This window comes from Sphingomonas japonica (assembly GCF_006346325.1).
Classification (GTDB): Bacteria; Pseudomonadota; Alphaproteobacteria; order Sphingomonadales; family Sphingomonadaceae; genus Sphingomonas; species Sphingomonas japonica.
Window position 1 is genome coordinate 803,315 of record NZ_VDYR01000001.1, and the last position, 12,441, is coordinate 815,755.

At 66.4% G+C, this 12,441-nt stretch carries 15 protein-coding genes and 1 other RNA gene; 12 read left to right on the forward strand and 4 right to left on the reverse strand.

Annotation, left to right across the window (positions count from 1 at the left end):
* Positions 1-15: 15 nt before the first annotated feature.
* Positions 16-966, reverse strand: a complete 951-nt coding sequence (locus FHY50_RS03925) for an RluA family pseudouridine synthase (RefSeq protein WP_140047081.1) — start codon at positions 964-966, stop codon at positions 16-18.
* A gap of 18 nt (positions 967-984) precedes the next feature.
* On the opposite strand from FHY50_RS03925, the gene FHY50_RS03930 reads away from it, so the two are divergent.
* The 12 genes from FHY50_RS03930 (at position 985) to FHY50_RS03985 (ending at position 11,408) form a co-directional block, all read left to right on the forward strand.
* Positions 985-1,482 (forward strand): M67 family metallopeptidase, encoded by a 498-nt coding sequence (locus FHY50_RS03930; protein ID WP_140047082.1) that lies wholly within the window; start codon positions 985-987, stop codon positions 1,480-1,482.
* Positions 1,479-2,123 (forward strand): histidine phosphotransferase family protein, encoded by a 645-nt coding sequence (locus FHY50_RS03935; protein ID WP_140047084.1) that lies wholly within the window; start codon positions 1,479-1,481, stop codon positions 2,121-2,123. The genes FHY50_RS03930 and FHY50_RS03935 overlap by 4 nt, the downstream gene beginning before the upstream one ends.
* Before the next feature lie 54 nt (positions 2,124-2,177).
* Positions 2,178-4,496: a chemotaxis protein CheA gene (locus FHY50_RS03940; RefSeq protein WP_140047086.1), complete on the forward strand. Its 2,319-nt coding sequence runs from the start codon at positions 2,178-2,180 to the stop codon at positions 4,494-4,496.
* The gene (locus tag FHY50_RS03945; protein ID WP_140047088.1) at positions 4,493-4,948 is read left to right on the forward strand and encodes a chemotaxis protein CheW; all 456 of its coding nucleotides are present in this window, start codon (positions 4,493-4,495) and stop codon (positions 4,946-4,948) included. Before FHY50_RS03940 ends, FHY50_RS03945 begins: the two co-directional genes overlap by 4 nt.
* A gap of 60 nt (positions 4,949-5,008) precedes the next feature.
* A complete protein-coding gene (locus tag FHY50_RS03950) occupies positions 5,009-5,374 on the forward strand; it encodes a response regulator (protein ID WP_140047090.1) in 366 nt (121 codons plus the stop codon).
* 43 nt (positions 5,375-5,417) lie between these two features.
* Complete coding sequence (locus FHY50_RS03955) at positions 5,418-6,470, forward strand: chemotaxis protein CheB (protein WP_280524728.1); 1,053 nt, start codon at positions 5,418-5,420, stop codon at positions 6,468-6,470.
* Complete coding sequence (locus FHY50_RS03960; protein WP_140047092.1) at positions 6,467-7,327, forward strand: CheR family methyltransferase; 861 nt, start codon at positions 6,467-6,469, stop codon at positions 7,325-7,327. The genes FHY50_RS03955 and FHY50_RS03960 overlap by 4 nt, the downstream gene beginning before the upstream one ends.
* Positions 7,328-7,387: 60 nt before the next feature.
* Positions 7,388-8,077: an N-acetylmuramoyl-L-alanine amidase gene (locus tag FHY50_RS03965; RefSeq protein ID WP_140047094.1), complete on the forward strand. Its 690-nt coding sequence runs from the start codon at positions 7,388-7,390 to the stop codon at positions 8,075-8,077.
* An 11-nt stretch (positions 8,078-8,088) separates the two neighbouring features.
* Positions 8,089-8,464, forward strand: an RNA gene (gene rnpB / locus FHY50_RS03970) — RNase P RNA component class A.
* A gap of 80 nt (positions 8,465-8,544) precedes the next feature.
* Positions 8,545-10,512, forward strand: a complete 1,968-nt coding sequence (locus tag FHY50_RS03975; protein ID WP_140047096.1) for a hypothetical protein — start codon at positions 8,545-8,547, stop codon at positions 10,510-10,512.
* Between the two features lie 48 nt (positions 10,513-10,560).
* Positions 10,561-11,097: a J domain-containing protein gene (locus tag FHY50_RS03980; protein ID WP_140047098.1), complete on the forward strand. Its 537-nt coding sequence runs from the start codon at positions 10,561-10,563 to the stop codon at positions 11,095-11,097.
* The gene (locus FHY50_RS03985) at positions 11,094-11,408 is read left to right on the forward strand and encodes a (2Fe-2S) ferredoxin domain-containing protein (RefSeq protein WP_244935292.1); all 315 of its coding nucleotides are present in this window, start codon (positions 11,094-11,096) and stop codon (positions 11,406-11,408) included. Before FHY50_RS03980 ends, FHY50_RS03985 begins: the two co-directional genes overlap by 4 nt.
* A gap of 24 nt (positions 11,409-11,432) precedes the next feature.
* On the opposite strand, the gene FHY50_RS03990 is transcribed toward FHY50_RS03985, so the two are convergent.
* Genes FHY50_RS03990 through FHY50_RS04000 form a run of 3 tightly spaced genes read right to left on the reverse strand, consistent with a single transcriptional unit; the run spans position 11,433 to position 12,409 of the window.
* Positions 11,433-11,837, reverse strand: a complete 405-nt coding sequence (locus FHY50_RS03990; RefSeq protein WP_140047102.1) for a SufE family protein — start codon at positions 11,835-11,837, stop codon at positions 11,433-11,435.
* Positions 11,838-11,888: 51 nt separating this feature from the next.
* Positions 11,889-12,140 (reverse strand): hypothetical protein, encoded by a 252-nt coding sequence (locus tag FHY50_RS03995; RefSeq protein WP_140047103.1) that lies wholly within the window; start codon positions 12,138-12,140, stop codon positions 11,889-11,891.
* 14 nt (positions 12,141-12,154) lie between these two features.
* Positions 12,155-12,409, reverse strand: coding sequence for a hypothetical protein (locus FHY50_RS04000; RefSeq protein WP_337250264.1), 255 nt, complete (start codon positions 12,407-12,409; stop codon positions 12,155-12,157).
* Between the last annotated feature and the right edge of the window lie 32 nt (positions 12,410-12,441).

A 12,441-nucleotide genomic window follows, 5' to 3' on the forward strand; every position in this document is an offset into this window, starting at 1 on the left:
TTGCGCCGCAAAACCTTAACCGCAAAGCTGCTCGAACAGTTCCTGCATGTCTGCAGGCATTTCGCTTTCGAACGCCAAAGCGTTACTTCCCACCGGATGGATGAACCCCAACCGCGTGGCGTGCAACGCCTGACGGCGGAAACCCAAGGTTTCCAGAATCCCGCGATGGGCTGCCTTTGTTCTGCCATAGGCCGGATCGCCAAGCAAGGCGTGACCGATCGAGGCCATGTGCACCCGCACCTGGTGGGTGCGACCGGTTTCCAACCGACATTCGATCAGCGCCGCTTCGCGCAGCGGCTTGATCAAGGCGTAATGGGTGATCGCGTGCTTGCCGTTCTGGACTATCGCAACCTTCTTGCGGTTGGCCGGCGAGCGGCCGAGCGGAGCATCGACAGTACCCGACGGCTGTTGAAGGCGACCCGAGACGAGCGCCCGATACCGCCGGTCGATGCTGTGAGCCTTGAACTGCCGCGCCAGACCCTCGTGCGCGCGGTCGGTCTTGGCTGCGACCATCAATCCGGACGTGTCCTTGTCGATGCGGTGGACGATGCCAGGCCGCGCGACCCCGCCGATCCCCGACAATTGCCCGGCGCAGTGATGCAGCAGCGCGTTGACCAGTGTTCCGTCGGGATTGCCGGCCGCGGGATGCACCACCAGACCCGCCGGCTTGTCGATGACGATAAGGTGCTCGTCCTCATAGACGACATCGAGCTCGATCGCCTGCGCCGCGTTGTGGGCCGGCGCGGGATCGGGGATGGTGACCGTCAGCAACGTGCCGCCGACCGCCTTTTTGGCAGGATCGCGGTGCAGCATGCCCCCCGAATCGGCAACTTGACCGGCAGAGATCAGCGCCTTGAGCCGTTCGCGTGACAGGGTAGGCAGCGCCTCCGCCAGCGCGCGATCGAGCCGCCAACCCGTGGCGGCGTCGGCGATGCGCGCATGCAGTGTAGAAACCCCCCGGTTCATCAGGCTAGGAATGTGGGCATGATCCTTCGCGTTTCAAGCCGTGCGCTGCACTGCGTCATCACCGAAGCGAGCATCGATGGGCAACGCGAATCATGCGGTTTGTTGTGGGGAACATCGGATCGCATCGTGGCGGCGCAGACCGCCGACAATGTTTCACCAAGCCCTCGAACGGCATTCGAGATCGATCCGCGCAGGGTGATCGCTGCCCATCGCCGGGCGAGACGGATGAAGCACCTGGCCCTGGTCGGCCATTGGCATTCGCATCCCCGAGGGGAGCCGGTGCCCTCGCCGCGGGACGCCGATGCGGCCATGTCCGACGGGAGCCTGTGGTTGATCGTCGCGGGAGATGTCGCGCGGCTGTGGCGAGCGGTGAAAGGCGGCCGTGTCCATGATCGGTTCGATCCGGTGCCATTCGCGATCGGCCGCGACATCCGCGTCGACAAGGTGGGGACGGGTGTGCGAATGCACCGCAGCGGGCCGGATGGGGGGCCGCCATTGTTGGAGAGTATCGCGTGAGCATGTCGTCGACCGATTTCGCCAGCCTGTTGTGCTCGCGACTGTGCCACGACCTGCTCAGTCCGGTCGGGGCGCTCAACAACGGGCTCGAATTGCTTGCCGACGAGCATGACCCGGAGATGCGCGCGCGCTGCCTGGAATTGCTGTCCGACAGCGCTCGCGCCTCGGCAAACAAGCTGAAGTTTTTCCGGCTGGCATTCGGCGCGGCGGGGGGCTTCGGCGAAACAGTCGATACGCGGGAGGCCAAGTCGGCGATCGAGGGGCTGTTCGGCGACAATAGCCGGATGACGATCGGCTGGCTGGTCGATGCGCAGGTATTGCCCAAGACGGCGATCAAGGTACTGCTCAACCTGGCGCTCATCGCCGGGGATGCGCTGGTGCGCGGCGGTCAGCTCGATATCGGTGCCGAGGTCCATGACGGAATGGCAGAGATCGTCGTGCGCGCCAGCGGACCGCGGATCGTCCTCGACGGCGAGCTTCGCGGCGCCCTTTCGGGCAGCAGCGGCGACAGCGGTATCAGCCCGCGCGCGGCAGCGGCGTATCTCGTGCGCTCGCTGGTCAACGAAGGTGACGGCACCTTGCAGGTATCCGATCCGGATGCCGAGATCCTGCTGTTCGGCGCGGCGCTGCGCCTCGGGTAAACCCCACCTTAACCCCGACCCGCCAAGGTGTCCGCGCCGAGCGTGCGGGGAACCATGGACGAGCTGCTTCAGGACTTCATTGCCGAAACGCGCGAAACGCTCGAGGCGGTTTCGAGCGAGATCGTCGCGTGGGAAGCCGCGCCCGACGATCGCGCGCGGCTCGATTCGATCTTTCGCTTCGTCCACACCGTCAAGGGAAGCTGCGGGTTCCTTGACCTCCCGCGGCTGCAACGCCTCAGCCACGCTGCCGAGGATGTGCTGTCGCAGGTGCGCAGCGGCGAGCGGACCGCCGATGCCCCGTTGGTCAGCGCCGTGCTGGCGATTATCGATCGCATCGGCGAGATCGTCGAGGCAATCGACGCGGGCGCCGCACTCGACGACAGCGGCGAAGACGCACTGATCGCCGGCCTGGCGCCGGGCGCCGGGGCGATCGCACCGGTCGTGGTCGCATCCAACGGTAACCAACGCGCGGCGAGCCGCAGCGTCCGCCTGAATGTCGATCTCCTCGACCGGATGATGGGCGGAATGTCCGACATGGTGCTGGCGCGCAACGAATTGGCCCGGCGGCTACGCGACCTGCCCGGCGAGCCGGGTATCGAAGCGGCGCTCGATCGCCTGTCGGCGACCGTGGCGGAGATGCGCGACACGGTGACGCGCACGCGCATGCAGAAGGTAGAAAGTCTGTTCTCGGCCCTGCCGCGGATCGTTCGCGATACCGCTGCCGAACTCGGCAAGTCGGTCGCGCTGAGCATCGAAGGGTCGGATGTTGAGCTCGATCGGGAAATGATCGAGGTAATGCGCGATCCGCTGGTCCACATCATCCGCAACGCCATCGATCATGGCATCGAGACCCCGGCGGTGCGCAGGGCGGCGGGCAAGCGTCCGACCGGGCGTCTGTATGTCGCGGCGCGGCAGGCCGGGAACCAGATCGTGCTGGAAGTATCCGACGATGGCGCGGGCATAGACACCGATCGGATCGTCGCCAAGCTGATCGCGCAGGGCCGTGATCCTGCCGAACTCCGCGGCTTGTCGGAACGCGCGAAATGCGCGCTGATCTTCGAGCCGGGTTTCACCACCAAAACTGACGTCTCGACCATTTCTGGCCGTGGTGTCGGCATGGACATCGTCCGCGACAGCGTCGAGCAGATCGGCGGGCGCATCGACTTGCAGAACCAGCCGGGCGTCGGATTGACGCTGACGGTGCAAGTGCCGCTGACCCTCTCGATCCTGTCGACCATCATCGTCGAGGTCGGCGGACATCGCTTCGCGATCCCACGGCTGGCGATCGAAGAGATCGTATCCGACCGCAATGCCACGATCCGGATCGACCGCATCGGCGACACGAGCGTGGCGACGGTGCGCGAGCGGCGGCTCCCGGTCGTCGATCTTGGGATTATCCTGGGTTTGGTGCGCCGGCCGGGCGAACGCGAGGAGCCCGCGATGCTCGTGATCGCCAATGTGGGCGCGAGCAGCATCGCCATCGAAGTCGATCAGGTCATCGATAACGAGGAATTGGTGATCAAGCCCGCCGCACCGGCGGTGATGGCGGCCGGCGTCTATGCCGGGCAGACCCTGCCCGATACCGGTCTGCCGATGCTGCTGCTCGACTGTGCGGGGATTGCGGCGGTCGCCGGCGTGCGCATCGGTCTGCGCGCCGAGATCGAAGCGGAGGCAGAACCCGAACCGGCCGATGACCAACAGGCGATGTTGCTGGTCGAAGACCTCGATGGCGCGACCCGGCTGGTACCCTTGGCGATCGTCGACCGGATCGAGACCGCGCGCGGTGATGCCGTGTCCGACGTTGCCGGGCATCTGCGCCTCACGATCGATGGTGAAATCTATCCGCTGGTGGCACGGTCTCCGATCGCCGCGGACGCGATGTTCACCGTCCTGCGGCTGCGCGACGGCGCGTCCGAAGTCTCGATGGCAATCCGCAAAGCCGACGATATCGTCACTATCTCGGACGCGATCACCTTGGCGACTACCCCCGGGCCGATTGCGGGTGCGACAGTGATCGAGGGTCATGCCGTCGAAATAATCGATGCGCATTGGCTGTTCGCGACCCATGCCGGCCCGCGTGAAATCGGGGATCGGCCACGGTGCATATTCGCCGGGGAACAATCGGAATGGATGAACAGCTTTCTGCGGCCGCTGGTTGAAACCATGGGGTATCGCGTCGATCCGAGTTCTTTCGCGGCCGATCAGGCGTCGCTCGTGGTGGCGCTGGACATTATGGTTGATGGGGTTGCCGAAGACAGGCTGCTGCGGCTGCGCAGCAATCCCAGCGCTGCCGGCGACGATAGCTCGATCTACCGCTATGACAGGCCAGCCCTGCTGGCCGAACTGGCACGGCACCAAGGGAGGGCGGCATGAACGAAGATCTGTTTCTGATCGCCCATATCGCAGGGCATGCGCTCGCTTTTCGCTCGTCGCAGATCGAATCGGTCGTCGATCTCGGGCAGATCACGCCCGTGCCGCGCGCGGCGGCGCACATTGTCGGACTGGCCGCGCTGCGCAGCCGGGTCGTGACGGTGATCGATACGTGGTCGGCGCTGGGCCTGAAGGGCGGGGCGGGGGTCCGGTCGCGCGCGGTCATCGTCGCGCAGGGCGGGCATCATTACGCGCTGCTTGTCGATACGCTCGACGATGTGGCGAGCTTCGCCGCGCTTCCTCTCGAATCCGGTCTGTCGCTGTCACCGCGCTGGCATGCCGCCGCGCGAGGACTGATCGAACGCAATGCCGAGCCGATCCTCGTCATCGACCCCGTCGCGCTCATTCCTACGGGCGCCGATGCCCCTGAAAAGACTGCTGCGGTAGTGCATTAACGCGCTGCTTACCCGTCCGTGGCAAACGGGATGGGCGACACCAAACCGAATGGGAATTTCATGAAGAGCTGCCTAGTCGTCGACGACTCCAAGGTGATCCGGAAAGTCGCACGTCACATCCTCGAGACGCTGGCGTTCGACGTGCGCGAAGCCGCGGACGGTCGCGAAGCGCTGACGAGTTGTCTCGATTGCCCGCCCGACGTGGTGCTGCTCGACTGGAACATGCCGGTGATGAGCGGCATGGATTTCCTGCGCGCGCTGCGCGAAACCGACCTGGCGGTGAAACCCAAGGTGGTGTTCTGCACGACCGAGAACGGCATGGCCTATATCCGCGCGGCGATCGAGGCCGGGGCCGACGAATATGTCATGAAGCCGTTCGACCGCGAGACGTTGGAGAGCAAACTCCAGATCGTCGGCATGGCCTGAAGCGGTGCCGAACCGGGCGCTTCGTGCGACCTCTCCGGACAAGGTGCCCTCGTCGGACGCTGTAGCGCGCGTTCTGATCGTCGATGACTCGCTCGTGGCGCGGTCTATCCTCGCGCGACTGGTGGATGCAGTCCCGCGATTTGCCGTCGCGGCGGCGGTGGGAACCGCCGAGGCTGCGCTTGCCTATCTGGAGACCGAACAGGTCGCCGTCATCCTCCTGGACCTGGAAATGCCCGGCGTCACGGGGCTGGCGGCGCTGCCCGATCTGCTCGCTGCCGGGCGCGGCGCACGCGTGCTGGTGGTGTCCTCGACGGTGGATGCGGGTGCCGCCACGACCATTCAGGCGCTTGCGTTGGGAGCTGCCGGAACCCTGGTCAAGCCGGGCATCGGCAGCTTTGCCGGGCGTTTCGGGGATATGCTGGCCGACCAGCTCCAACGCCTGATCGATCCTCCGGCCGAGGCAGCAACCCTTCAGCCGGCCCACCCGGCCGAAGCCTTTCACGGACCGTTGGCCATCGGAAAACAGGCCTTCTCCATCGTCGGCATCGGCGCCTCGACGGGCGGCATCCACGCGCTAAGCCAGGTATTGCGGCCGCTGACGGCCACGTTCCAGGCGCCGATCGTGATCACCCAGCATCTGCCGGTCACCTTTTCGGCCTATTTTGCGGCGCAGGTCGCGTTGCTCGCCGGGCGCCCGTGCGATGTCGCGGAAGATCGCATGCGCCTGCAGCCGGGGCGCGTCGTCGTCGCGCCTGGCGATGCTCATCTCGTGCTCACCCGCATGACCGACGGAGTGGCGGTTCGGCTCAGCAGGCAACCGGCGGCTTCGCGATGCATGCCGTCGGTCGATCCGATGTTGCAATCACTCGCCGCGCTGTATGGCGACCGCGCACTCGGCATCATGCTGAGCGGGATGGGCCGCGATGGCGCGCAGGGTGCTGCCGATCTGGTAAGCGCAGGCGGTACGATCGTTGCGCAGGACCGCGCATCCTCGGTCGTGTGGGGCATGCCCGGCGCAGTGGCGCACCTCGCCAGCGCGGTGCTGAGCCCCGATGCGATCGGCGCGCTGATCGCGAAGCAGCGGTGCCCGGCATGACCGCGCCCGCCATTCCTGCCAGCCGCTCCACCGCTGCGACCAACCTGATCGCCGCACTGCTCGAAGCGCGCACCGGCCAGCAGATCGGCGCAAATCGGGTGTGGCGCATCGAATCCGCACTCAAGCCGCTGATGCGCCAGCAGGGCATCGACACGATCGACCTGCTGGCCGCAGCGCTGACCACGCGAAGCGGTGGCTCGCTGGCCGACCGCGTCGTGGAGGCGTTGCTCAATCAGGAAACGTCGTTCTTTCGCGATGCCGGGGTGCTCGAACAGGCAATCGAGGCCGTCCTCAAGCGCCTCGACGCCGCCCCGTTCGTGCGGCCGCGCATCTGGTCGGTCGGTTGTTCGACTGGCCAGGAGGCGCTGTCGCTGGCGATGTTGCTGGACGAGCGCACCCCTGCGGCTGCGCCGCGCGTGGAGATCATCGCCAGCGACGTGTCGCAGCGTGCGCTCGATCGAGCGCGGGCGGGTCGCTATTCACAGTTCGAGATACAGCGCGGCCTGCCGGTGCGGCGGATGCTACAATGGTTCGATGCCGTCGGCGAGGAGTGGACCGCGAAGCCGGGCCTGGTGTCGCGCATCCAGTATCGGCGTCACAACCTGGTCACCGAACCGCCGCCCGGCGGACGGTTCGATCTGATCCTGTGCCGCAACGTGCTGTTCTATTTTTCGCCCGCCGTGCGTCGCGGAGTGTTCGAACAACTGGCGGGTGCGCTGCGCCCGGGCGGCCTGCTGGTGCTCGGGGCGGGCGAAACCGTGATCGGTCAGACCGAGCGGCTCGCACCTTCGCCGCATTGGCGCGGCTTCTATTCGAGCTGCCCCGACACAGCCTTACCCAGAGCCCGCGCCATCTGACCTTGCGTTTCGGTCGGGCACCCCGCATCCCTGTGGCATGAGTTACGGCCGGAGCGCTGCGTGCAACTGATCGAGACCCCATCGCCCAATTTCGACGAGCGCGACGCGGCGGTTTCGATCATCGTCCTGCACTATACCGGAATGCAGGACGCCGAATCGGCAATCGCACGGCTGCGCGATCCCGAAGCCAAGGTGTCCGCGCATTATCTGATCGCCGAGGATGGCGCGGTGCTGAGAATGGTCGCCGAGGACAAGCGCGCCTGGCACGCCGGGCAGTCCTATTGGCGCGGCATGCGAAACCTGAATGCAGCGTCGGTCGGGATCGAGATCGTCAACCCGGGGCACGAATGGGGCTATCGCCCGTTCCCCGAAGAGCAGATCGCGTCGGTGGTGCGGCTCGTAGCGCAGATCAAGGACCGCTACGCCATCACGCGCGGCAACATCGTCGGTCATTCCGACATCGCACCGGCGCGCAAGAAGGATCCCGGCGAGCTGTTTCCCTGGGGCACGCTGGCGCGGCTGCGTCTGGCGCTGCCCCGCCCGACGAAGAACCTGCTCGATCCGCAATGGACGCAGGGCGGGTTCCTGATGGCGCTCGAACGCTTTGGCTACGACGTCAATGATCCGATCGCGGCGATCATGGCGTTTCAGCGGCGGTTCCGTCCGGAATTGGTCGATGGCGAGATCGATGCCGAATGCCGCATGATCCTGCTTGCGTTGCTGCTTCCCAAACCGATGGGGGATGAGTAGGAGCAGCGATACCAGAGGGTCGGGCGGCCGCGTCGGGGAAACTCGCCGAGGAAAGTCCGGGCTCCGCGGAACGACGGTGCCGGGTAACGCCCGGCGGCCCCGGACTGGATCCGAGGTCAGGGAAAGTGCCACAGAGAGCAGACGGCGACCGTTTCGACGACGCCACGGTGAAAGGGTGCGGCAAGAGCGCACCGCGCGGCTGGCAACAGCTGCGGCACGGCAAACCCCACCGGGAGCAAGACCGAATAGGGACGGCATATGCGCCTCGTTCCGGCGCGTCGTCCGGGTTGGTCGCTAGAGGCGGCGCGCGAGCGTCGTCGTAGAGGAATGGTCGCCCATCCCCGGCAACGGGGTGGACAGAACCCGGCTTACAGACCCTCTGGTATCGCTTTGCCACCCGCGAGCAGCGCCTTGCGCTTGTCACAACTCCGCGCCAAGCTGTTGAAAACAGACAGTGGGGACATGCGATGCGGACCATGACGATGCTGGCGGCGGCGGCCGTCATCCAGATCGCCGCGCCGGCGGCGCATGCCGGACAGGCGACGACCGTACAGCAGGATTTCGATTCCGCTGCGCGGTTGACCGACGCGCGGGAGTGGGCGCCCGCGCTCGCGGCATGGGAAGCGCTCGAGCGCAGGGTGGCGAAAAGCCCGCGCAACCTGGCGCTGGTTCGGGTGCGCAAGTCGACCGTGCTCCTCGGGCTGGACCGTCGCGACGAGGCAGCCGCGTCCGCACAGGCCGGGCTTGCAACCATGCCGGAAACGGACGCCACATTGCAGCGCGATCGCTATGACGGGCAGATCGTGCTGGCCCGGATCGCTACGTCTGCCCTCGATTACGCCAGTGCAAACGAACATTTCGCCGCGGCGCGAAAGATCGCCGCCGATCCGACCGAACGCCTGGCGTCGTGGTGGGGCGTGGTCGAAACCGGTACCTTCGTCGATCCGGACGCCGCACTCGCCGTCGATGGCGAGTTCCCGGCGCTGTTCGGCAATACGGAGATCAGCGACACGTTGCGCGGCCAGATCATGACCACTCGCGCGCAGCTTTACCTTAATGCAGGCGATGTCGAGAAGGCCCGGGCGATGTCGCGCGACGCGGTCAAGGCGCTGGGCGGGCTGACGTCGAAGACCGACCTGGTCGACGTCTCCGCGCGATCGCTGGCTGGGCTCGCCGCGCTGCGGGCGGGGGACCGCGATGATGCGCGTCGCTACCTCGCCATGACCGGCGCGGGGCGGGCGACGCAGGGACGTTTTTCTGCACCGGCGGAGATGGCATCGCCGTCCTGTGGCGGGGACACGGGTCTGCAACCCGACGATGTCGCGGTCATCGAATTTTCGGTCGGCGACGACGGGTCGGTGATCGACAGCAGCCCGATCTGGTCGAGCCGCAAGGGCGACGCGGCATTGGCGTTTGCGCGGGCGGCGCGCGACTGGTCCTGGACCCCTGGCGAATTCGCCAAGCTGCCGTCCTTTTTCCGCAGCCGGGTTCGCGTGGAAATGCGCTGTTCGACCGCATTCCAGCGGCCGTCGCTCCAGGGATATTCGAGCGATGCGCTGGCGGCATGGCTGGGGAGCAGGGGCGTTACAGCGTCGTTCGGGGATAGCGGTCAGGCCCGGCTCGCGGCGCAGTTGCGCGAGCGGCTCGGAGCGCTCGACGCCAACGGTCCGGCGGCCGGCGTGGCGGCCGTGCCGGTGCTCTACGCGCTTGCCACCAATGCGGTGACGCCGCGCGACGAGTCGCATGGCTGGGCGACGCGGATGAGTGCGATTCTCGAGCGCGAGGAGGCGCCGCCAATGGCCCGGCTTGCGGCCGATCAGGTGATGTGGGCCACGGCAGAGGCCGATCGCAACCAGAGCAGGCAGTATCGCGCCGCGCTGACCGCAGCGCTTTCCGACCCGCTTTATGCCGCCGATCCGGAGGCGCGTGCCACCATCGCGCTGATGATCGCCGACGCGGCGCGCGGCGACGACCGCACAGTCCGCACCTATGCCCGGCGCGTGGCGGACGATGCCGCGCTGCCCGCAAACCACCCGCTCAAGGTCGGCGCGCTGATCCGTATCGCATCGCTCGATTTTCAGCAGGGCGATGTCGCCGCCGCCCGCACGGCGTTCGAACGCTCCGGGCTGGGCGCCGAACAATGCGCGTTGCTCGACGCCGTTCCGCAGATGCGCCGCACCAATTCCAACTCGTCCGATTTCCCGCGCGAGGCAATGTACTGGCGCATGGAAGGCTGGACGCGCGTGCAATATGATATCGCCGCCGACGGCAAGACGCAGAACGCCCGCACCGTCCTTGCCTACCCACCGTTCGTGTTCAGCGAATCGGGGGCCGAGGTCGTGTCCGGCGCTCAGTTCGAAGCGAGTTTCCGGCCGGGCAATACGCTGGGGTGCGGTGGGACGATCTCCGGCGTCAATTTCCAGCTGCCGTCCTGAACCGCTTCGCGCTTGCGATAAGGGCGCTACGGCCTATGTCGGGCGACAATGGCGCGTTCTACCCGATCCGACGACTGGGGCTTTCCCCGCTGGCGCGAATATGGCTCCACGCGCGCCGCCACCACGGTCCGGCTGTGCGATCGCCACGGCTGCGAGGAAGTCGGCGACCGGCCAGCTCCCAAATCTCCGAACAGTCCCGAGCGCTGGTATTTCTGCGAGGCGCACGCCGCCGAATATAACCGCGGCTGGAATTACTTCGAGGGGCTGAGCGCCGAGGAAGCCGCCGCGCGAGAAGCCGAGGAGCGGCGCGACACTTCGGGATATTCGGAATCGAAGCACAATAGCTGGGCAGGGCCGGGCGACGGAACGCGATCGCGCGACGAGATTCGCGCGCTCGACGTGCTCGAGCTGGACGTTGACGCAGATTTCGACACGGTGCGGATCGCATGGCGCCGCCTCGCCAAATCGAACCATCCGGACATCCGCCCCGGCGACAAGGATGCCGCGATGCGCTTTCAGGCGATCCAGGCGGCGTACGACGTGCTCAAGGCTGCCGAAGAGCGCCGCCAATGGCGACCAGGGTGACACGGCACGTTCGCGCGCACTGGACGAACGCAATTCTGGTCTGCGGCAAATGTTCGAAGAAGCTCGGCGGCGGGTTCGGTAAAGGCGGCAAGCTGCCGCTCGCCAAGGCGCTGCGCAAGCATCTGGGGATCGCCAAGGGGCGCAAGGCCGTAACGGGCATCGTCGAGGTCAAGTGCCTGGGCATCTGTCCGAAACGGGCGGTGTGCGTGATCGACACGGCCAATCCCGGGGCGTGGAAGCTGGTGCCGGATGGGTCGGATGTTGTCGACGTTGCGCGCGACCTGGGCTTGTCCGGACGCGCGGCCGACTGACCGCGCAGGGCCGTGATCGCCGTTTCACCGATACCGTTCGGCAACCTGCCGGATCAGCGCGATCATGTTCGGAATGCCTTGAGTACGGTTGGAGCTTAGCTGGTTCTTCAGGTCGAACGGCGCCAACTCGGCCGGGATGTCCGTCGCCAGGATGGCGGAAGGCTTCGTATCCTGAACCGCTGCCAGCACCAGTGCGATAATTCCCTTGGTGATCGCCGCATTGCTGTCGGCAAGGAAATGCAGCGAGCCGTCGTCCCGGACGGTGGGATAGACCCAGACCGATGCCGAGCAGCCTCGCACCAATGTCGCATCGGTCTTCAGCGCGTCGGGCATCGGTTCCAGTCCGCGGCCCAGGTCGATCAACAGGCGATAGCGATCGTCGCCATCGAGGAAGCTGTATTCGTCGGCAATTTCAGCGAGGCTGGACATGCTGCGCGGTATAGCGCGCCGCCGACACTTGGGAAGGGCAGGGGCGACCGATCAGAGGTCTACCCCCGCGGCGATCGCTTCCAGCTTGCGGATGCGCTCCTTCAGGTCGGCGATCTCGATCCGGGCGCTGGCATTGGGCAGGCTCGGTTCGCGCGAGGGTGCGTGATCGGCATCGCCGACGGCGAATTGCTGGGCCTTGAGCGCCAGCCACCCTCGCCATCCGGCCAGCCCCGCCAGCGTGACGATGGCTACGCCGACCAGCCCTTCGGTGGCCAGGATCAGATAGAGGTTGGGATCGGTCATCGGGACGTCTCCTGTCAATTGGCGTTGGGGTCGCGCAGCCGCTCGATCTCGCGGTCGAGGCGCAGGCTGCCTTCGTTGTCGGTGACGACGCGCTCGAGCACCTGAACACGCTCCTTGAGCGCTTTCACTTCATCGCGCAGCCGGGCGTTCTCGGCCGCATTCGCGGGCGTCGCGACTTGGGTCTCGTTACCCCATTTGTCCCTGCGCACGCCCATCTTCGCCTGCACGACCTTGCCGATCGTGATGATGGCGATGATCGCGACGACCATCTGGAACGGATCCATGGCTTGCTCCCTCTTGC

Bases quoted from the DNA above. Each gene is read 5' to 3' on its own strand.
- FHY50_RS03925 (WP_140047081.1), bottom strand. From the start codon at position 966: ATGAACCGGGGGGTTTCTACACTGCATGCGCGCATCGCCGACGCCGCC.
- FHY50_RS03930 (WP_140047082.1), top strand. From the start codon at position 985: ATGATCCTTCGCGTTTCAAGCCGTGCGCTGCACTGCGTCATCACCGAA.
- FHY50_RS03940 (WP_140047086.1), top strand. From the start codon at position 2,178: ATGGACGAGCTGCTTCAGGACTTCATTGCCGAAACGCGCGAAACGCTC.
- FHY50_RS03945 (WP_140047088.1), top strand. From the start codon at position 4,493: ATGAACGAAGATCTGTTTCTGATCGCCCATATCGCAGGGCATGCGCTC.
- FHY50_RS03950 (WP_140047090.1), top strand. From the start codon at position 5,009: ATGAAGAGCTGCCTAGTCGTCGACGACTCCAAGGTGATCCGGAAAGTC.
- FHY50_RS03960 (WP_140047092.1), top strand. From the start codon at position 6,467: ATGACCGCGCCCGCCATTCCTGCCAGCCGCTCCACCGCTGCGACCAAC.
- FHY50_RS03975 (WP_140047096.1), top strand. From the start codon at position 8,545: ATGCGGACCATGACGATGCTGGCGGCGGCGGCCGTCATCCAGATCGCC.
- FHY50_RS03980 (WP_140047098.1), top strand. From the start codon at position 10,561: ATGGCGCGTTCTACCCGATCCGACGACTGGGGCTTTCCCCGCTGGCGC.
- FHY50_RS03990 (WP_140047102.1), bottom strand. From the start codon at position 11,837: ATGTCCAGCCTCGCTGAAATTGCCGACGAATACAGCTTCCTCGATGGC.
- FHY50_RS03995 (WP_140047103.1), bottom strand. From the start codon at position 12,140: ATGACCGATCCCAACCTCTATCTGATCCTGGCCACCGAAGGGCTGGTC.
- FHY50_RS04000 (WP_337250264.1), bottom strand. From the start codon at position 12,409: ATGGTCGTCGCGATCATCGCCATCATCACGATCGGCAAGGTCGTGCAG.